At 40.9% G+C, this 20,961-nt stretch carries 18 protein-coding genes and 1 pseudogene; 15 read left to right on the forward strand and 4 right to left on the reverse strand.

All coding sequences use genetic code 11. The features are described 5' to 3' along the window. Positions 1-260: 260 nt before the first annotated feature. The 9 genes from MSC25_RS04245 to MSC25_RS04285 all read left to right on the forward strand — a co-directional run bounded on the left by MSC25_RS04245 (position 261) and on the right by MSC25_RS04285 (position 11,741). Positions 261-1,436 carry a DUF1343 domain-containing protein gene (locus MSC25_RS04245; RefSeq protein ID WP_248442726.1) on the forward strand — a complete coding sequence of 392 codons (1,176 nt, stop codon included), beginning with the start codon at positions 261-263 and terminating at the stop codon, positions 1,434-1,436. Between the two features lie 9 nt (positions 1,437-1,445). Beyond that, complete coding sequence (pbp4b, locus tag MSC25_RS04250; protein WP_248442729.1) at positions 1,446-3,110, forward strand: penicillin binding protein PBP4B; 1,665 nt, start codon at positions 1,446-1,448, stop codon at positions 3,108-3,110. A gap of 187 nt (positions 3,111-3,297) precedes the next feature. Further along, positions 3,298-4,674: a Na+/H+ antiporter NhaC family protein gene (locus MSC25_RS04255; protein ID WP_029773935.1), complete on the forward strand. Its 1,377-nt coding sequence runs from the start codon at positions 3,298-3,300 to the stop codon at positions 4,672-4,674. 200 nt (positions 4,675-4,874) lie between these two features. Then, positions 4,875-5,450: a hypothetical protein gene (locus MSC25_RS04260; RefSeq protein WP_248442732.1), complete on the forward strand. Its 576-nt coding sequence runs from the start codon at positions 4,875-4,877 to the stop codon at positions 5,448-5,450. Further along, a complete protein-coding gene (locus tag MSC25_RS04265) occupies positions 5,447-6,037 on the forward strand; it encodes a hypothetical protein (protein ID WP_248442734.1) in 591 nt (196 codons plus the stop codon). The genes MSC25_RS04260 and MSC25_RS04265 overlap by 4 nt, the downstream gene beginning before the upstream one ends. Positions 6,038-6,097: 60 nt before the next feature. Next, positions 6,098-6,997 (forward strand): hypothetical protein, encoded by a 900-nt coding sequence (locus MSC25_RS04270; RefSeq protein ID WP_248442736.1) that lies wholly within the window; start codon positions 6,098-6,100, stop codon positions 6,995-6,997. A 202-nt stretch (positions 6,998-7,199) separates the two neighbouring features. Further along, on the forward strand, positions 7,200-7,910 hold the full coding sequence (locus MSC25_RS04275) for a hypothetical protein (protein WP_248442737.1): 711 nt from the start codon (positions 7,200-7,202) through the stop codon (positions 7,908-7,910). Positions 7,911-8,120: 210 nt separating this feature from the next. After that, complete coding sequence (locus tag MSC25_RS04280; RefSeq protein WP_096739138.1) at positions 8,121-9,863, forward strand: potassium/proton antiporter; 1,743 nt, start codon at positions 8,121-8,123, stop codon at positions 9,861-9,863. A 216-nt stretch (positions 9,864-10,079) separates the two neighbouring features. Then, on the forward strand, positions 10,080-11,741 hold the full coding sequence (locus MSC25_RS04285; protein WP_248442739.1) for a P-loop NTPase fold protein: 1,662 nt from the start codon (positions 10,080-10,082) through the stop codon (positions 11,739-11,741). 86 nt (positions 11,742-11,827) lie between these two features. Here MSC25_RS04285 and MSC25_RS04290 read toward each other — a convergent pair whose 3' ends face one another. The 3 genes from MSC25_RS04290 to MSC25_RS04300 are packed head-to-tail and all read right to left on the reverse strand — an operon-like array spanning position 11,828 to position 13,648. Then, positions 11,828-12,439 carry a hypothetical protein gene (locus tag MSC25_RS04290; RefSeq protein WP_248442741.1) on the reverse strand — a complete coding sequence of 204 codons (612 nt, stop codon included), beginning with the start codon at positions 12,437-12,439 and terminating at the stop codon, positions 11,828-11,830. Then, positions 12,426-12,998, reverse strand: a complete 573-nt coding sequence (locus MSC25_RS04295) for a sigma-70 family RNA polymerase sigma factor (RefSeq protein WP_248442744.1) — start codon at positions 12,996-12,998, stop codon at positions 12,426-12,428. The genes MSC25_RS04290 and MSC25_RS04295 overlap by 14 nt, the downstream gene beginning before the upstream one ends. 14 nt (positions 12,999-13,012) lie before the next feature. Next, positions 13,013-13,648, reverse strand: a complete 636-nt coding sequence (locus MSC25_RS04300; RefSeq protein WP_248442746.1) for an energy transducer TonB — start codon at positions 13,646-13,648, stop codon at positions 13,013-13,015. Positions 13,649-13,793: 145 nt separating this feature from the next. Here MSC25_RS04300 and MSC25_RS04305 point away from each other — a divergent pair, with 145 nt between their 5' ends. Next, a complete protein-coding gene (locus MSC25_RS04305) occupies positions 13,794-14,300 on the forward strand; it encodes a DUF3087 domain-containing protein (protein WP_248442748.1) in 507 nt (168 codons plus the stop codon). 34 nt (positions 14,301-14,334) lie between these two features. Next, on the forward strand, positions 14,335-14,784 hold the full coding sequence (locus MSC25_RS04310; protein WP_248442750.1) for a low molecular weight protein-tyrosine-phosphatase: 450 nt from the start codon (positions 14,335-14,337) through the stop codon (positions 14,782-14,784). A gap of 42 nt (positions 14,785-14,826) precedes the next feature. Here MSC25_RS04310 and MSC25_RS20315 read toward each other — a convergent pair. Beyond that, a pseudogene (locus MSC25_RS20315) lies at positions 14,827-15,939 on the reverse strand (energy transducer TonB). A 455-nt stretch (positions 15,940-16,394) separates the two neighbouring features. Here MSC25_RS20315 and ribA point away from each other — a divergent pair. The 4 genes from ribA (at position 16,395) to alaS (ending at position 20,959) form a co-directional block, all read left to right on the forward strand. After that, entirely contained in the window at positions 16,395-17,018 is a 624-nt protein-coding gene (gene ribA, locus MSC25_RS04325) for a GTP cyclohydrolase II (protein ID WP_024031598.1), read from the forward strand. 80 nt (positions 17,019-17,098) lie between these two features. Continuing rightward, positions 17,099-17,887 (forward strand): BPSS1780 family membrane protein, encoded by a 789-nt coding sequence (locus MSC25_RS04330; RefSeq protein WP_004587511.1) that lies wholly within the window; start codon positions 17,099-17,101, stop codon positions 17,885-17,887. After that, complete coding sequence (locus MSC25_RS04335) at positions 17,887-18,339, forward strand: regulatory protein RecX (protein ID WP_004587512.1); 453 nt, start codon at positions 17,887-17,889, stop codon at positions 18,337-18,339. The genes MSC25_RS04330 and MSC25_RS04335 overlap by 1 nt, the downstream gene beginning before the upstream one ends. Before the next feature lie 19 nt (positions 18,340-18,358). Beyond that, positions 18,359-20,959 carry an alanine--tRNA ligase gene (alaS, locus tag MSC25_RS04340; protein WP_055254821.1) on the forward strand — a complete coding sequence of 867 codons (2,601 nt, stop codon included), beginning with the start codon at positions 18,359-18,361 and terminating at the stop codon, positions 20,957-20,959. The last annotated feature ends 2 nt before the right edge of the window (positions 20,960-20,961 follow it).

The raw sequence follows: 20,961 nt of genomic DNA on the forward strand, positions 1-20,961 counted from the left end.
ACTTTCTATTACTACTTAAGTTAATAGAAAAGAAGCCGACAAAAGTCGGTTTTTTTGTGTCTGAAATTTGAGAAAGCTTTCAGCTATCAGCTATCAGTTAAGTCAAACAAACACCCCAGCTAAAAATTTCAGCGTAGACGTAGAGCTTGCTCACGTTAGAAGCGCAGCTTCTAGTTACTTATGTACAGCTCAAAACCATTCACTGCTCTTTAACTTAAGCTGTGGTATTTTAAACACCTTGTTTAAAAGGAACTTGCTGTATGTTTAAAGCTGTATTCATCACCTTTGTTTTACTATTTATCACTATTTTTAATGTGGGCGCGCACGCTCACACAGCTCAAACAACGCCAATTGTTGGCGCTGCTCAATACAAACATTATTTGCCACAGCTACAAAATAAACGTGTTGGCCTTGTGGTAAATCAAACATCGCTTGTTGAAAATACTCATTTAGTTGATGCTTTACTCACTAAAAATATAACCATAACCAACATTTTTGCACCTGAGCATGGTTTTAGAGGCGATCACGACGCTGGAGCCCATGTTAAAAATGCGGTTGATAGTAAAACCGGTATCCAGCTTATTTCTATTTATGGCAAAAACAAAAAACCAAGCGCTGAGGCTCTGAGCGAAGTAGATGTTATTATTTTTGATATACAAGATGTGGGCGTGCGCTTTTATACCTACATAAGCTCTATGCATTACATGATGGAGGCCGCAGCCGAGCAGGGCATAGAATTTATTGTGCTTGATAGGCCAAACCCCAATATTGCCTACGTTGATGGCCCAATACTTGAGCGCCAATTTAAATCGTTTGTAGGCATGCACCCAATCCCCGTGCTGCATGGCATGACGGTAGGCGAGCTTGCTAAAATGATCAAAGGCGAAAGCTGGATCAATAAAGCGGCTGATTTAAAGCTTACTGTGATCCCAGTTGATCATTACACGCGCTCAACATCCTACAATTTACCTGTAAAACCCAGCCCTAATTTACCGAACGATCAATCAATTGCGCTGTATCCGTCGCTGTGCTTTTTTGAGGCAACCCCTGTAAGTATTGGCAGAGGCACCGACTTTGCGTTTCAAGTAATTGGCTACTCGCCCGTTGCGCTTGGGGATTTTAGTTTTACACCGCGCTCTATTAAAGGGGCGGCAGCAAACCCTAAATTTAAAAATACTCCTGTAAAAGGGCTCGATCTACGCACAACAAACACGCGCGGGCTTGATTTAAGTTATTTAATTACGGCTTATAATAAATTATCTAAAAACAATATTACCTTTTTTGAACGCGCTGATTTTATGGATAAATTGGCTGGCACTAACAAACTACGTTTAGCTATTGAAGCAGGGCAATCAGAGCGGCAAATAAAACAAAGTTGGCAGCAAGGGCTTGCAGCATTTAAAAAGCAACGAGCGCCGTATTTGCTGTACAAGTAAGGGGTGCAAATGGCTTTAGTAATAAACAAAAAATTAAGCTGCTGTTTTAAAACGGCTTTACTGGCGCTTGTTAGTATTACTCTTGTAGCGTGCAGTACGGCAAATAAGCCAAATGAGTTTACAGCAAGTGAGCTTAAGCAAAGCAAATTAGTAACGCTTCCAAAAGCCCAAGTTATTGTCACTTTTCCTGAGGCTAACCCAAGTAGCCGTGAGTACGTAAATAACCGTGGCACTTTTAAAGCGTATAAAGGGCGAGGGCAGTTATTAATTCAAAATAATAACGCTATTAGTGCCGATATTTTTATAAATAACCAAAAGCTTAATATTACCAACCAATTAGCCGCCAATACTTTATATGAGTATTCGCTAGCAAGGCGCACCCACAACGGGGTAAATACGTTTAAGGTTGAAAATATTAAACCTAAAGGCGCAAGCCTTACCTTGCGCTTTGAGTTTCCGACTTTAAATACCGCTGCGCAAAGTAATATAGACTTTAGCCAGGTCGATGCCCTTATTGAAAAAGACATACAAGCTGGTTTTCCTGGGGCGGTATTAGCCGTTATTAAAAGTGGCGAACTCATAAAGCTTAGTGCCTATGGCGATGCTAAACAGTACCAGCAAAGTGATTTAATGCTACTACGCCCAGAGCCAATGCAAACACACACTCTGTTTGATTTAGCCTCTAACACCAAAATATTTGCCACTAATTTTGCCCTTATGAAACTTGTAAGTGAAGGGCTTTTAAATATAAACAAGCCCGTACAAAGTTACTTACCCGAATACAAAGGTGATGGCCGCGAGCTGCGCACAGTTAAAGATTTACTCACGCATACAGCGGGTTACCCACCTGTGTTTGATTTTCATCGTAAAGGTGCTAAAACTGGCGATGCGTATTTTTCGCAAAATAGCCAAACCACAAAGCAGTTGTTACTTACGCAAGTACCGCTGAGCAATAAATACCCCGCACAAGCCGTTTACTCCGATATTGATTACATGATTTTAGGCGTACTAGTTGAGCGTATAACCGGGCAACCACTTGATGACTACTTAGAGCAACACATTTACGCCCCACTTAAACTGACCAATACGGTATTTAACCCACTTAAAAAGGGCTTTAAACGCGCTGAATTTGCAGCAACCGAGCTTAGCGGCAATACCCGTGATGGCCGTATTGCCTTTGAAAATATTCGTACCAATGTTTTGCAAGGCGAAGTGCACGACGAGCGAGCATTTTATTCGTTTAATGGCGTAGCAGGGCATGCCGGTTTATTTAGTAATGCACCCGATTTAGCTGTGCTTTGCCAAGTACTATTAAACCAAGGTGGCTTTGGCAATACCCAATTATTTAGCGCATCAACCTTAGCGCAGTTTGTAACGCCACAATTAAACAACGAAACCTATGGCCTAGGCTTTAGGCTTGCAGGTAACAACCAAGCCAGGCGTTGGCATTTTGGCCCTTACGCAAGCGCACAAGCGTATGGGCACACCGGCTGGACGGGCACAGTAACGGTTATTGATCCAACCTACGACTTAGCCATTATTTTATTGACCAATGCGCGGCACACAAAAATAAAAGGCGGGCGAAAACACTACCGGTTTTTGGGCAAACAATACGAGACCGCGCAATATGGCTCGGTGGTATCGCTTATTTACGAAGCACTACTAAATCAATAAATTATCGTTTAGGCTAAAACGGCCTAAGTGCAGTGCCTTAAGTGATTTATTTGCAGGTGACTTAACTAAGCCAATCCATTAAGCTAAGCGGTTTACAAATTCAGGCCACATTTTTAAAACGGCCTGTAAAATAAGCGTTTCAACGTGAATAAAGCGAACGCACTTCGCTATTAATAAAGGTTAATTTATGTCTTGGTATTCTATATTACCGCCGCTCATTGCTATCGCTATCGTATTTTGGCGAAAAGAAGTAATAATGGCACTTTTGGTGGCCGTGGCTTCATCAGAATTTTTACTCGCTATACAAGGCGAGGGTAATACCTTATTTGCTACATTTTTAAATACCATTGAGCGCATAATATCGGTAGCCAGCTCGCCGGGTAACACTCGCATTTTAATATTCAGTATTATGATTGGTGCCTTGCTTGCCTACATACGCGAATCTGGCGGCGTAGCAGCCACCGTTAATATGCTTATGAATAAAGGCATTGCAAAAAGTAAGCGCCAAGTTGGCTTTTTAACCATGTTTACCGGCATCGCGGTATTTATAGAGTCAAACCTCAGCGTATTAACCTCAGGTATTGTATCGCGTGGCTTGTTCGACAAGTTTAAAATGAGCCGAGCGCGCCTTGCTTATATTATTGATAGTACCAGTGCACCGGTGTGTATTTTAATATTACTTAACGGTTGGGGCGCATTTGTACTGGGTTTACTTGGCAATTACGAGCTAAGCGAATCGGCAGTTTCTATTTTATGGGGCAGCGTAGGGTACAACTTTTACGCCATTATCACGCTAGTCATTGTGTTTTACACTATCGCGTTTGATAAAGTACATGGCCCAATGAAAGAAGCCGAGCAAAAGCTAGAGCTGCAAAAAACCGACCTAAAAGAAGAAGTAAAAGGCTCTAAAGCGCGTTACATGCTAGTGCCATTACTTACCTTAATTGTGAGCATGGTAGGCTTTATGTTTTACACCGGCAACGGCGTACTTGCAGAAGGCAGCGGCTCTAAATCAGTTTTATACGCAACGGTATTAGCCATTGTGGTTGCATATGTTTTAATGATTAGCTCGCGCCAATTTACTCACCATCAATTAGTCGATACCGGCTTTAAAGGCATGGGCGAGTTATTACCGCTGGTGAGCATTGTATTGCTTTCACTTACACTGGGCGCAAGCTTAAAAGAGCTAGGCACGGGCGTATTTGTCGCATCACTAGTGGGCGATTACCTACCTATTTACTTAATTGTACCAGTGCTGTTTTTAACCGGCGCGGTTATGTCGTTTACTACGGGTACCTCGTGGGGCACATTTGCCATACTTATTCCTATTGGCGTACCGCTTATTCAAGCGCTCGGTTTGCCACCTTCACTGGTGGTAGGCGCTATTTTAGGCGGCGGTATATTTGGCGATCACTGCTCGCCTATATCCGACACCAGCGCCGTATCGGCACTCGCCTCGGGGTGTGACTTACTCACCCACGTTAAAACGCAGCTACCGTATGCGTTATTTGGTGGCGCACTGACGTTTATAGCGTACTTAGTAACAAGCATAATAGTGTTATAAAATTTACTCGTTTAAATACTCAAAAGCCTGCTTAATCGCAGGCTTTTTTGTTTAATATCATGCGAAACAAATGATTATTTGAGTTGGGATAATCCTTAACAGTGAGAATTTATTAGATAAGCTGTCAAATTGACACTATTATCTATTAAGGGTACATTGGACTTCTATTAAAGGATTTCAATATAAAAAGGAATGTAACTATGTCTACCCCAAACTTATCTATAACTCCTCAAGAGAGAGCCCTTTTTCTAGCTGAAGACTTGGAGGGCTTTTGGCTTAGCCGATTACGTAAAATGGACCCTGTTGCTCGAATTGGCTATGCTCTTTGGGTCTCTAATACAGAAAAGCTTAAAAGAGAAATCGAAAAAGGTAATCCTCTTTTTTGGAATAATAAAGGCTTCGTCTATTGGGAGTTCATGGCACGTTCTACAGTAGTTAATTTAGCTGCGGGGCTTGAGAAAGGAGGGTTTAGAGGTACATTTCTAGAGACTCGTAACATGATAAAAAGGGTAGGTTTAGAGGTTGCTAAACAACATATAAAGTATGTCCACCACGATTACCAAGCTGGTAATATAGGAAAAGTTAAAGGGTTACTCAGTTTGAAGCAGATGGCTGATTATCATCATGAGGCATTTAGAAAATTTAATATACCACCTAGTTTTTATGGTGGTACATGGCTTGATAGCGTGCCCAATGAAGCTGAGTTTAAATTATACGGTGATTTATATTGCCATGACTGTGACAGTAACACTAATTACCAGAGACCCGCACAATGATTAAGTTCGTTCTTTTATTTTTAAGCGTTCTATTGGCAAATGGTTGCACTGAGAACAAACTAAAATGGCAGGGGTATTGTCTACCTCTTGATAAATTAACACCAGCTAGCTTAGCTGCTACGTCAAATAAAGATAAAAATTATGATAGTGCTACTAACTATGGTCCAAGTTTATTCTTCTCAGGAGAAAGTGTGGCTAAAGAAATAGCTACATTCAAAGCGTTTACTTCAAATCTTTCGTCGGATAAGTATAGACATAATATACAAGTTAACTTATCCAAAAAAAATATTGAAAAATCTCCAAAAACAATACAATCACTAATTAAGAGTGATTTAGATGGAATTTATTTTGATATGCAGAGTAAGTATCATTGGGATGCATATAAAAAAGGAGATGATACCTATGAGTTTTGGGGGAGTTGTATGCTAGATGGTAGCGGCAAATCAAAAAAAGGTTATAGCTGTTTAAGGCAGCTCAAAGTTGAAAAAATTGTATTGAATTTTGACTTGGACTATATGAATTTGAACAGCCACAAAGATATTGACTCATTTCTTACTAACAAGTTGATAAATTGGAGCTGTAACTAATGGGTGCTAAAAAGTGGTATAGACCATTACTTAATAAAATATCTATATTGGATGTAATGAGTGGTTATCCAAGCTCGAAATGTTTTTTATAAAAATGAAAAAAAAGCTGCTATCTTTTTTAGTTTTTTACTATTTCTGAACGCATGCTCCTTCCAAGAAAGTGAAACCGCACAAGCTAAGCGCTTAAGTAAAACATACCAACTAGATATCCGAGCTGGCGATACTCGTTTATTTTTCCCTGAACAATTTTTAGGAATTGAAGGCAAGCCGCCTACACTTGAAATGCAAAGCACTTCTTTGGAGGATTCTTCAGAGTCACTTGATGGTATTGAAGCCGCGTTGGAGGTTTACCCTGAAGGCTTTGTTTCCAAATTTATTAATGCTATTAATATTTCAGGACCCATGCTCATGGAGGGGGCTGAAGCGGGGGGAACATATTCAAGAAATTCTATAATATTATCAAATATCTCAGATGAGAACGGTACTAACTTCAATTATGAAAATTCGTTACGGGGAGTTCATCACGAACTCAGTTCTTTAATTTATTTACGCTCCCCTTTTGTTAATCTTGCATGGCAAGGTCTGTTGCCGGAAAGTTGGAGTCCTGCTTCCTCGAATTATGAGGCTTTAACGCAAGATAGAAGTATAGAGCCTGATTATGAAAATGGATTTTTATCTACCTACGGTAAAACTAATATTGAGAACGACTTTAATATTTTCGCCGAATTTGCTTTTTCTGAGCCTGAAAAGCTACGAGGCCTTGCAGCTAAGTATCCAACTATAGCTAAAAAGCTGAGTTTATTTATTAATGCATATAAGCAGGTTCTTCCTGAATATCAGCAGGGCTTCGAAGAGTATTTCACTAATACGGGTTTAAGCGATGTTGCTATAAAACCTGATAATATAGAGATTACAATCCACAGTGATTTTAGTAATATTAAGCCTCAAATAATTCACTAAGTAAATTTAGTAAAAGGTTTATGTTTTACATATAGTCATGGTTCATACTTAAGATACTCCTCTGTTAAAGAAGCATAAATCGAATACTCTGAAGCAGCTTTTTATGTACCTTAAATCATTGTAATAGTAACTTGTCAGGATTTCTCTACGTAACTTTAAATGATATGATTTCACCAATTAAATAATAAATAAGGACATTTTTATGGATATTATGATTGGTCAGCAAGCTCTTAAAAAGAAAAATCAGCTAACTCAGTTATCAGAGCGAGCAATCGGTCGAGATTTCAAAGAGCAAGCAGCATTAGCTATACAAATGACTCAATGCAGTGCAGCTGTTTATAGGAGGTTACAGCGCACTTACAAATCAACTGTAACGCCACGAGATGAAAAAAGAGTTAAAGCCGGAGGCTTGAGTACACAGTCAGTAACTTTTTCCACAAGTAGTAATAGCCAAAAATCTTTTAATAGCCTACTACCTGCAATGCGTGGAGGGAGAGCCGCACCAACTAATACTTCCAAAACATCCAATGATGTTGCCGTTGCTTCTAATCAACCACAAGCTGTTAATTTGTTAGCTTTACTACACCCTGTAATAAGCAGTGATATTATGAAAACAGGTAACGCAGTAGAAAAAACAGCTACTATATTAGGACTGGTCACAACTACAGTTGGTTTTGTTGTTCCTGGAGGTGGAGCCGTATCCTCTATTGTTAGTTGGGTAGGCAGTGGCGCTACTTATTCAGGTTTCACTATGTCAAGAATACGTCCTGATGCGCCGGATAGAGCCTATCATCAATTAACTAACTACATTACGTGTTTAGCGGCTTGGAATAAAAAAGCGTGTGAGTTAATCGATATAGCTGATCCAAATGGACAATGGACTTTTCGGGATATTGAAAACGGATTCTCATAGAGTTAAGGCTGAAAAGACAGTTTTAAATATTTTATGAGAGGACTCTACTAAATATACGAAAGCCTGCTTAATCGCAGGCTTTTTTGTTTTAAATATGCAGTTAAGTACCCGTATTTATATTTTTTAGGTTATTGTATGGTATGAGCTTTAAGCTTTTTAATAGCTATAAATTCTTACTTTTTAACTTATACAAGGCTGTAAACCCACACTATGTTTGTAATAGATAATATCATTCTTGTTAGTGCCATTTTAATTTTACTAGGGGTTATCTCGAGCAAGCTATCTGCGCGCGTTGGCTTACCCGTGCTGGTGCTATTTTTACTGGTGGGCATGCTTGCAGGTGAAGACGGTATTGCCGGCATATCATTTGATAACGCAGAGGCGGCTCATGCTCTGGGCACCCTAGCACTGGCTATTATTCTATTTGATGGTGGGCTACAAACGCCAACCAGCTCTATTAAACAAGTGTGGAAACCTGCTTCGGCTTTAGCAACGGTCGGGGTGCTTTTAACGGCTGTAATTACCGGCCTTGTCGCCACTTATATTTTAGACTTACCCGTATTACAAGGCGTTTTACTGGGCGCTATTGTGGGCTCCACAGATGCGGCTGCCGTATTTGCACTTTTACGAAGCGCCGGTATTCACTTAAATAAAAAACTTAAATCAACCCTTGAAATAGAAAGCGCCTCGAACGATCCAATGGCTATTTTTTTAACGGTTGGTTTGCTCGAAATGCTAGTGAACGACATGCCAATAGGGCTGGGTTTACTGCAGTTATTTGCCCAACAAATGGGCGTAGGCGCCGTTTGTGGGTTTTTAATTGGTAAGGTGTCGGTGTGGTTTATTAATCGAATAAAATTAAATGCATCAGGTTTGTATTTAGTAATGGTAACCGCATTTGGGCTGCTTTCTTTTGGCCTTTCTGCAACGCTTGGCGGCAGTGGCTTTTTAGCTGTATTTATAACCGGCGTTATTTTAGGTAACAGTAAATTTGTATATAAACGCGGCATTTTTCTTTTTCACGATGGTTTAGCGTGGCTTGGGCAAATAACCATGTTTGTTGTGTTAGGGCTTTTAATTAACCCCTCGTCTTTGGTTGATGTATGGTTAGAAGGGTTGTTAATTGCACTGGCACTTATTTTTGTTGCTCGCCCACTTGCGGTAGCGCCAGTTTTAAAATTATTTGGCTTTAATAATCGCGAAACTTTATTTGTATCTTGGGTGGGGTTAAGAGGCTCAGTGCCGATTATTTTAGCTATATTCCCACTGTTGTTTGGCCTTTCAGGGGCGGAGCTTATTTTTAATGTGGTTTTTTTCGTGGTGTTAATCTCGGCCACGTTGCAAGGCTCAACTATGCCTTGGATGGCTAAAAAGTTAAGTTTAATAGAGCCGCCACCCGATTTAGCAGCTGCAACGCTCGAAATTACCGCCCTAAATGATATTGATATAGAAATTGTAGAGTACACGTTAAGTGAGGTTTCTCGGGTTTCTGGGCGCAGTTTGTCACATGCTGCACTACCAGAAAGTGTAGTTGTAGCCATGATCACACGAGGGCCTTCAATCATACCGCCACGCGGCTCAACTAAATTAAAACCAAACGATCATTTATTTGTTGTTTTAAAACCCGCTAACAGACCTTTTGTTGATTTAGTTTTTACAGCAACCGATAAAACAAACCACCAAGACAGCCACTTAGCGCGCAACGAACTTAAAGTGAAAGGGGTTACGTTAGTAGGCGATATATTTTACTCATACCACATGAAAATAGACGCGCCAGAGGGCATAAGCTTGGAAGAAGTGATCAACCAAAAGCTCTCAGGAGAAATCAGTAAAGGCTCAATTGTGGTTATTGGTAATGTTCAACTACGCGTTATAACAATGGTACATACACGTATAGTGACCATCGGCCTAAAGTACTTACACAATCCAGAACAACGACTTTTAAAGCAGTAACCATTACCGATGATTTACAAGATATTAGCGACGTAGGTTGGGTTGAGTGACACGAAACCCAACGTATCACCGATGCAATGAGCAAACCCAAGGCTAATTATATGTAGTGTTTGTTGTAGGCGTACAGCTTGCTGGCGCGTCGGGCGTTAGCTCGGAGAACTCAGCGGCGATCGTTTTATATCGCACTATGAAAAAAGACTATTTAAAGGGAATTAAATGAAAGAATTTAATTGGAGTGAAGCAACTAAGCCACCATTAGAGGAATATTTTCCTGCAGATAAATTAGATAGAGCTCGCTACGCCACTTTCTTATCAAGGCTATTGGCTCAAGAAGGTTATGACGAAAGTAGGCCTGATGATGAGCAAAAGAAAAACTATGTATTAAATCTTAATGCTGAATGGGGGGCAGGTAAAACCTATTTTCTTAAGCGTTGGTCACGAGAATTAATAGTAGATTTTCCTGTTGTATATATTGATGCATGGCAGCAAGACTATTCAGACGACCCATTTTTAACTGTAATTGCAGGTATCATCAAGCAGCTTCAACGTCAGGCTAAGTTTAATATAACCATACCTAAAAGTGCCGTTTCGATGTTTAAGGCTGTTGCACCTGCTATCGCACAAGGCCTAACTAAAAAAATATCAGGCATCGATTTAGATGAGTTACACACATTACTATTTTCTGATGATGAAACTGAAAATGACCAAAATCAAAACTCTAATAAGCCGACGGGCAGCGACTTTTCGCCTGCTGTAAAGGCGCTTGCACAAAACTTAATTAAAGATCATGAAGCTAAAAATAAAAGCGTTGAAGTAATCAAAGCGAAGTTAGCTGATTGGGTAAATAAGTTTGAAGAGCAGGAAGATAAGTCGTTACCTATATTTATTTTTATTGATGAATTAGACCGTTGTCGCCCAAGTTATGCAGTAGAAATGCTAGAGGCGATTAAACATATTTTTAATGTAAAAGGTATCGTATTTGTTGTGGCTACGGATACCGATCAGCTCCAACATACAATAAAATCAATATACGGTGAAGGGTTTGACGCTAAGGTTTATTTAGGCCGTTTTTTTAATAGTCGTTACAGTTTAAAGCGTCCTGCTTTGAAGGATTTTTTATCAGTACATAGTGATACAACTAAATTTGAAACTGCGTATTTAGAAAGTAAAAATATTGAGCTACTCCCCCACACAGAAAACCCCGAAACTGCTTTAGCTAATATCTCTGTTGTATTAGATGCTTTTCAGGTGTCAGCAAGAACAGCTATTCAAATTACTGAACGCATTACTGCCATTATTGTAAATTTACCAAATGGTAAAAAAGTAGATGTGCTTGTGCTCGCTATTTTGTTTTGTATCCATGAAAAAGACCACCCACTTTATGAAGAGATAATTAGTGGACTATTTAAGCGGAAAGAACCAAATAGTAAGGGTAAAATGGAAAATATAAGTTTAAGCAGCTTTTTACAAAAAAATATTTCGGAAGAACATTTTTCGGCCGAGTTAACCTATTTTATTGACCCTGACTCATATACGGGACAACTTTACCATGAAAATTTGGGTACAAAAGTAAATAATTACTATGAAGGTGATTACCCTATTTCACTATCTAAATTTATTGAGAATATTTTTTGCAGTATTTTTGTTTCAGAATCAAATCCTTATGATTTTTGGATTTCTTCTAGTGATGATGGTTTAACGGAACTGCAATACACAGAAAATGCGTTAGCACAGCATAAAATAGAAGCTTCTCCAGAAGTTACTTTATTATGGCTTGACTATATCTATATCAAAGATGAATACAACAAAATTACCAAAGAGCAATATCGTGATTTTATAGAGCTTTCCTCACCATTAGATTATATGGGCGATAGTTAACTACCTCTGTGCAGCGCGAAGCGCCTCTGTGTTCTCGGTGGTAATAAATATCTAAATTACCACCAACATTAACTGAGCTAAACCACCTAAGCCCCACACTGCCTAGTCCCAACTCCCGCATGTTTAAGCGCTACAATCTGCCCTTTACCGTTATGCGCCATAGCCAGCATATCGCCCGTATTTAGACCACTTTCTACCGCATGTTTACCCTTTAAATCACTGAGCAGTGACTGCTTAATTTGTACCAGTACCTCGTCATTACAGCTGGCTATGTACCAGTCGTTATCAACCTTTACGAGAGTGCCGTATTCTATGTGGCGTTGTTGGTGTAAGCGCAAGCTATTAGCATGCTGAGTATCGAGTGCGTGTTTTTGCTCGGTAATGGCGCTTGTGTAACTGCCTGATGGGTTTATTTCGTGGGTTTTAATAATTGAGTAGTTGTGAATATCGATAGTGTTAAGCACTGTTTTAGGTGCGTGGTTAATGCCCTCGTTACTATCAAACACAATAAATGCGAATACGCCCAGTGCGCAGGCAAGGCTGGTTAACTGTAGCGTAAAACTAAGCTTTGAGGGCTTTTTATGGCTGGCATTATTAAGTAACGCTTTTTGCTGGGAAGCGCTGAGTGTAGTGCGTGCTTTTCGCTCTTTGTAGTGTTGAGTGAGCTTTTGGTCAAACTGCTCATCAGGCTTGTTCATTGTTTGCTCCTAATAAACGTTTAAGGTTTTGCTTGGCATAGCGCAGCCTTGTTTTTACGCTCTCATGGTTGCTTTGCGTTATAAGCTCTATGTCGGCAAGGCTAAAGCCTTCTTGTTGTAAGGTAACGGCTTCGCGCTGTACAAAGCTCAGTTGCTTGAGTGCGCTATCGAACGCTTGGTAATTTATATTGCTAATACTATTGTTATTACCTTGCTCATTTTGCTGCGCGGGTATGTGGGTGTTTTCGTCAAGCTCTACAAAGCGCTGCTGTTTGCGGTATTCGTCTACTAATGTGTTGCGCGCGAGTTTAAATAACCACGCTTTTGGCGTGGTTTGCGCTTGGTAAAGGTGGCGCTTTTCAATTACTTTTAGCCAGGTTTGTTGGCTTACGTCGTATGCTAAATGCGTATTAGATTGCGTCACTAGGTAGTGATATAAATCGTTACTGTATAAGGCAATAAGCTGCTCTAAGTAGCGGTTGTCGCCACTTTTTGCGTAACTTGCCATGCAATCCTTGCTTGGCGTTTCAAATAACCATGACTTAATACTGAGTAACATAGGCGTTTAGTCCGTTAAATAGAGTTATCTAATTTAAAATCGAGCTGTACGGTTTGATCTGTTTGTAATTGTGCCACACCTTCTATTACTTTGGGGCGATATTTCCAGCGTTTTATGGCTCTTATTGCTTCGCGGTCAAAGGTACGTTTGGGCTCGGCGTTTATTACCACTGGGTTTATTACTTCGCCGGTGGGCGAAATGCTAAAGCTCAGTTGTACCCAGCCTTCTATGCCATTGCGCGCAGCAGATGTTGGGTATTTTGGGTTTATGCGCACTATGGGTGTTGCATCGCCTGTTGGGCGGTTAATCGTGCTATTTATGTCATCTCCAAAATCATCAATAGTGATTGGTGTTAATTCGTTAATCGCTATTACAGGGTCGTTTGAGGTATCGACTGGTGGCGCTTTAGGTGGCGTTTTTGGCACAGGCGGTGGTGGCTGTATTTTTTGTATATGCCTTACTTTTGAATCCTCTGGTGCCTGAAAAATCTCTACAATAATATCGTCGCCAAGTTTTATAGGCGCGCGCTGCTCGCCACTAATTAGGTATTGCATAAATGCAAAGGCGGCAAAGGTCATTACTGCGCCGCCAATAACGGCGGTTGATGTTTTAATAAATGCTGAATTATTGGGTACTTCAAGTGTGTGCATAAGCCGCTCCGAGTAAACTTATTGGGTTGTTTAAAAGCTATAACGGGGGGCAAATCAAAAAGGGGTTAAATAATTTTATAAAAATTGCGGGGTTTAGTTACAATAGCGTTCGCTATATTTTTACTTATTAATTTTTTAGGCTGTTATGCAACTCATACAAATAGATAAAGCACGTTACCGCAAACATTTAAATAGGGTAATTGCTGGGTGTGCGGCGGGTTTAGCTGTTGGCAGCTTGGCTATATCGCAAACGTTAATTGCGTTGTTTCCTGATGAAAGCGGGAGCCATTTTCATTGGAATTTAACCGGTGTTGTTATAACAAGTTTGGCCATTGGTTGGCTGTTAAATAAATACCGTACCCATAGTTTTATGACCGAAGTGGTATATGTGTGGGAGCTTAAACAAGCGCTTAATAAAATAACCCGCAAAATGCCAAAGCTAAAAGCGGCAGGGCGCGAGGGTAATGCCGATGCATTGTTAGCGATTCATTATAGTTATGCGGGCTCACGGCTTTTATGGCAGCTTGACGATAACACCATTACTATGGACGAGTTAACTATAAAACAAGCGGATCTTGATAGTGTGGCGGCCAAGTATAACCTGACTTTAAATGCCGATGACTATAACGAGGCTATATTAAAACAGTTTTAAAGCCTAGGTGGTTAAATTAGCTAAAGGAGCCTTAATGAAAAAAGTACTGATAGTGTGTTTAGGTAATATTTGCCGCTCGCCCACAGCAGAGGCGGTGTTAAAAGCGCGCGCTAAAAAATTAGGTGTTGAGGTAAAAGTAGACTCGGCAGGGACTATTGGCTACCACGAAGGTAAAACGCCAGATAGCCGCTCAATGGCTGCGGGTGAAAAACGCGGTTATAGCTTTAAAGGTATATTTTCGCGCCCAGTGCGCAGCAGCGATTTTACTGAGTTTGATTTAATTTTAGCGGCCGACACACAAAACTTAGCTGACTTAAAAGCGCAATGCCCCACCCATTTACATTACAAGCTGGCATTGTTTTTAGAATACGGCGAGCAAAGCCAAAGCACCATACCCGACCCATACTACGGCGGCGATGATGGCTTTGAAAATGTGCTCGATTTAATTGAAGCCGCAAGCGATAAAATACTCGCAAAGCTTTGAATAAAACTACCTGAACAAAAAGACGCTATAATACCTTGCGTGTTATCTGGCTATTTTAAAGTCGAGCTGTACTTGCGTGCTTGCAACAACGGGTTGGCCGTCTTCAAATTTTGGTGCATAACGCCACTTTTTAAGTGCCGTAAGTGCCGACCTTTCAAACTCTTTCCCCCCTTGTGAGCTAACTACCTCTGGGTTTTTGACAAAGCCTGCGGTATCTACGTCAAATTCAACAACGACAATACCATCTCGCATTTGGCGTGCTTTGTTTTGTGGGTACTCAGGGTTTTTGCGGTATATAGGTGTTTGCTCTTGTGTTTTTTTCCACGGCACCATTTTAGCAATTGCTAAACAATGCTTAGTGGCTTGTTCGCTTTGGCCTGTTTTTTCGTAAAGGTTAACAAGCTTTGAGTGCGCAGTAAGCTCAGCGCTGTGATCAAAGCTTAAGTTGTTATCAAATACCGATACAACATGGTTTAGTCGTTCAATGGCTTCATTGTATTTTTTCTTACCTTGAGCAAACGACGCCATTAAAAAGTCGGCTTTAATGCGCTCTACGGTATTGTCGTCTAGGTTATTACGGTAGTAGTCATCGGCTTGGTTAAGCAGCGTTTTAGCTTTATGGTATTTTTTATGAGCAAATTTTTTGGCAAGCAGCGAGGCTGCTTCAAACTGCATGTCGGCAACAAATTTAGGGTTGTTTTGTGTTTTAGCTATTTCAATTATACGGTCGTAATCGTTATCGGCTTGATAGGCCGAGCGGGTGTTTTCCGCCTTGCCTATTAGGGCGTCGATTGTTTCTATTGCATTTTTACCGTGGTTATTTGCCAGTATTGTATAGGCTTACGAGTAAAGTTCGAAGCGTTGCTCTGATACATTTTTTTTGTCGTTGATAGAGCGCGGCGCTGTAATTGCTTTGGCGTAATTAATAGCAAGGCTTGCGGTGTTATCACTTTTATCACCATAAAGCGCAAGGCCTGTAGTATAGGCATGTTTAGCCGCTTGCTCTATGTTTTCGTCTTTTTTAACAGCCGTTAAATAACTTTGGTATGCATCAGAAAAGGCGGCTTTATCATCGCTTACTTGGCTTGCATTGGCCTGGCTTGCAAAAGGCGTAAAGGTTAATCCGATAACTAAGGCGAGGTGTTGTGCTTTCATAATAATCCCTATTAGTGTTCAATCTAGAAACAAAATACCACAAGTGATAATGGTTTTCATTATCTTTTGAGTGGGCGCTTGCTTATAAAACTAACTAATTACCTAATACCCATGTGCACTAAGCTGTAACTAACTTTCGTCATTAAACTGTACTAATAGTGCCTGCTGAGATAACTAGGTAACACCGTTTTAGCTTTTTATAGGTGCGGTGTATTAACTTAATGTATAAGCAGCGTGGTAAAAGTAATAAAATTAAAATAGCAAATGCGTACAAGTTTGTCATTGTTTTGGGGAAATAGCCCTAGGTAGTGGGAGTTTATTGCATATTAAGATTGAAAATAGCCTGTGTAATCGCCATATATTTGCCATAAACCTAGTGTACTACGATCTAACTTTAAACATTTGTGATATTATCACCTTATGGTGTCGTAGTTATTTAATTATTTGGATTTGTCGTGGCGCAAGTAAGAGCAAGAGCCCAGCTTAATGTTGGCAAAAATAGTGATATTCCCGCAGAAATAGTGTCTTTTAGTGGCTTAAAAGACGGCCAAGAACACGTTGCGTTTGTATTTAATAATGCTGATGTAAATCAAAATGTGCCGCTTATTCGCATGCACTCTGAGTGTTTAACCGGTGATGTGTTTCATTCATCGCGCTGCGATTGTGGCGAGCAGTTAAATGAGTGTATTGAAATGATGCACGAGCAAGGCGGGGTGTTATTGTATTTACGCCAAGAGGGCCGGGGTATTGGTTTATATAATAAAATTGATGCTTACGTGCTGCAATCTCAAGGTATGAACACTTACGAGGCTAATAACCACTTAGGCTTTGCCGACGACTTACGTGATTTTTCGGACGCGGTATTAATGCTCAACGCACTTAATTTAAGCCACGTTAAATTAATGACCAATAACCCTAAAAAGCTTAATGCATTAAAAGATGCCGGCATTGAAGTAGACACCGTTATTGGTACCCACGCGCATATTAAAGCAGGCCTTACAGGTAACAAAGCTTACCTAGAAACCAAAATAAAACACGGCGCACATATGTTAGATATTAAAAAAATTAAAAAACCTTAACTATTTAATCATGTAGTGTCTGTTAATCCCCCCTCACGCCAAGTTATACTTGGCGTGTTTTGTTTAATTTAAGAGCCAGTATGTCTAACGAATTACGAATTTTTAAAGCCGATGCCGGGCTAAAGTGGTTTAAAGCCGGTTGGCATATTTTTAAAACCCAGCCATTTACCTTTGTAGTTATGCACTTATTAATAGGCATAGTGGGCATACTGTCGTTATTTTTACCTTTGCTGCAAGTTGTTGCGGCACTTGCTACGCCTTTTTTAACCGCCGGCTTTTATCAGGCGGTGCTTAGCAAGCAGCAGGGCGGTAAAATTATGCTGGCCGACATACTCAAACCCTTTAGCGCAAAAGGTAACCGTTTAGGGCTACTACGTTTAGCGCTTTACCAAATGGGGGCGGGTATTTTAATGGCCTTATTGGCTAATGGCCTATTTGCCGATGCGGTGGCTATTATGAGCCAAGAGGGGCTTGATCCTAACATTGCGCTTGAGCAAACCTTAAATAGTATTTCGGGCGCCAGTGTGGTGCTATTTTTAGTGGCAATGGCGGTGTATTTAATGGCGTTTGCTTACGCGGTACCGCTTATTTATTTTAGTAAAGAAAAACGCATTTTAACGGCGCTTAAAAATTCGCTATTGGTTTTTTATCATAACCTGTTCGCATTGAGTGTTTTTGGCATTATTTGTGTGTTATTTATGGCGCTTTCTATGTTCTTATCGTTCTTACCGCTGTTGATTTTAATGCCAATTTGCTACATTAGTTTCTTTGTATCTTATCAGGCTATTTTTATGCCAGTTGTACCGCCAAGTGACGATAGCAATGTTAAACCACTTAGCAGTGAACAAAGCGGGCGCTTTGACGCTTAATGGATGATAAGTTAAAACAAAAGCTTAAAAACTATGTACTGTGGTTACTTGGGCGCCAAGAGTATTCGCGCCGTGAGTTAACCTTTAAGCTTCAGCAAAAAGAAGCCAGCGACGAGTTTATAGAAACCCTGCTTAATTGGTGCGAAGAGCACAATTTTATTAACGAGCAACGTTATTGCGAAGGGTTTGTCAGAAAACACATTTTTAAAGGCCATGGCTTAAAGCGCATTCAAAGCGAAGCCATAGGCAAAGGGATTGACCGTTCACTACTTGAAAGAGTGGTTGAAGAGCTTGAAATAGACTGGTTTGAGCTTGCGCAGGAAGCGTACAACAAAAAATATTCAACTACACCGGCCAACCTCGAGTACAAAGATAAAGCTAAGCGCGTGCGCTACTTAATGTACCGAGGATTTAGCTACGAACAAATTGATTTTGCAATGCAAGCACAGTAAATACAGGTGAGATTTTCACATGCAGCACATGACTACGGCACAACTTAGGCAACAGTTTTTAGACTTTTTTGCCAGCAAACAGCACCAAATTGTCCAATCGGCTTCACTTATTCCGGGTAACGATGCCACGTTGTTATTTAACAATGCCGGTATGGTTCCTTTTAAGGATGTGTTTTTAGGCGCCGAAACTCGCCCTTACACGCGTGCTACAAGTGCACAGCGTTGTGTGCGTGCTGGTGGTAAACATAACGATTTAGAAAACGTAGGTTACACAGCGCGTCACCATACATTTTTTGAAATGCTAGGTAACTTTAGTTTTGGCGATTACTTTAAACAAGACGCTATTAAGTTTGCGTGGGAGTTTTTAACTGAGGTTGTTAAATTACCACAAGAAAAACTACTTGTTACTATTTACCACGACGATGAAGATGCATTTGGCTTTTGGCACAATGATATTGGCCTAAGCGAAGATCGTATTATTCGTATTGCTACCTCAGATAACTTCTGGTCAATGGGCGATACTGGCCCGTGTGGCCCGTGTTCTGAAATATTTTACGATCACGGTGAGCACATTTGGGGTGGGCCTCCGGGCTCGCCTGAAGAAGATGGCGACCGCTTTATCGAAATTTGGAACCTTGTATTTATGCAGTACAACCGTCAAAGCGACGGTACTATGGAGCCGCTGCCTAAACAATCTGTTGATACAGGTATGGGCCTTGAGCGTATTGCTGCTATTTTACAAGGCGTGCATTCAAACTACGAAATCGACTTGTTCCAAGGCTTAATTGCAGCTGCGGCAAGTGTAACTAACGCACAAGATTTAAACGATAAGTCGCTACGCGTTGTGGCGGATCATATTCGTTCGTGTGCGTTTTTAATTTCTGATGGTGTTATGCCGTCAAACGAAGGCCGTGGTTATGTATTGCGTCGTATTATTCGTCGTGCAGTACGCCATGGTAACAAGCTTGGTGCACAAGGTGCGTTTTTCTATAAACTGGTTGCAGCGCTTATTGAACAAATGGGCCAAGCCTACCCAGAGCTTGCAAAGCAGCAAGAAATTATCGAAAAAGTACTGCGCATTGAAGAAGAACAATTTGGTAAAACCCTTGAGCGTGGCTTAGCTATTTTAGAAGAAAGCCTAAGCGAGCTTAAAGGCGATGTTATTCCTGGTGACTTAGTATTTAAATTATACGACACTTATGGTTTCCCCGCTGATTTAACGGCCGATGTAGCCCGTGAGCGCCAAATGACAATAGACCATGCAGGCTTTGAAGAGTGCATGGCTGTACAGCGTAAAACAGCGCAGCAAGCTGGTAAATTTGGTGCCGATTACAACGAGCAATTAAAGTCAGAAAAACACACTGAATTTAAAGGCTACGACAGCACACATCATAGCGCTACAGTAGTAGAAGTTTTTGCAAATGGTGAGTCGGTTTCTATTTTAGAAGACGGCCAACAAGGCATTGTTGTACTTAACCATACGCCATTTTATGCTGAATCTGGTGGCCAAACAGGCGATACCGGTACCATTACTGTTGCAGGTGGCGAGTTTACAGTGACTAACACTACTAAGCTGGGTAATGCGTTTGCGCACCACGGTAGCGTGCAAGGGCGCATTGCGGTTAACGATAAAGTAGATGCCACTATTGATGATGCACGCCGTGAACGCATTAAGAAAAATCACACAGCTACGCACATTTTACACGAAGCACTGCGCCAACTATTAGGTGAACACGTAAGCCAAAAAGGCTCACTGGTTGAGCCTGAGCGTTTACGTTTTGACTTCTCGCACTTTGAAGCGGTTACTAAAGACGAGCTACGTGAAATTGAGCGAGTAGTTAACGATGAAATTCGTCGTAACTTTGCCCTAAACACTGAGCTTATGGCAATTGATGACGCTAAAGCAAAAGGGGCAATGGCGCTGTTTGGCGAAAAGTACGACGATGAAGTACGCGTAGTAACCATTGGCGATTACTCAATTGAACTGTGTGGCGGTACGCACGTAGAGCGCGCGGGTGATATTGGCTTATTTAAAATTGTATCTGAAAGCGGTATAGCTGCAGGCGTACGCCGTATTGAAGCAGTAACAGGCGCAGATGCAGTGGCGTATGTAAGCGAGCAAGAAAAACAGCTAAACGATGTAGCAGCGCTGGTTAAAGGTGATAGCGCATCGGTACTTGAAAAAGTAACTGCGCTTCTTGAAAAGTCTAAAGGCCTTGAAAAGCAAATTGCACAGCTTAACGATAAGCTAGCCAGTGCAGCGGGTGCGTCTTTACTTGATTCGATTGTTGAAATTAATGGCGTTAAGCTACTAGTGGCAAACGTTGAAGGTACTGAATCTAAAGCGCTTCGAGGTATGGTTGACGATCTTAAAAACAAGATTGGCTCAGGTGTTATTGCACTGGGTGTTGCCAGCGGCGAAAAAGTGAGCCTAATTGCCGGTGTAACGAAAGATTTAACCGGTAAAGTTAAAGCCGGTGAGCTTGTAAACCACATGGCAGGCCAAGTAGGCGGTAAAGGGGGCGGTCGTCCTGATATGGCACAAGCGGGTGGTTCACAGCCTGAAAACCTAAACGCTGCGCTTGAAAGCGTGACAGCCTGGGTAAGCGAGAAAGTTTAAGC

It is taken from the genome of Pseudoalteromonas sp. 1CM17D, assembly GCF_023161805.1.
Taxonomy (GTDB): Bacteria; Pseudomonadota; Gammaproteobacteria; order Enterobacterales; family Alteromonadaceae; genus Pseudoalteromonas; species Pseudoalteromonas atlantica.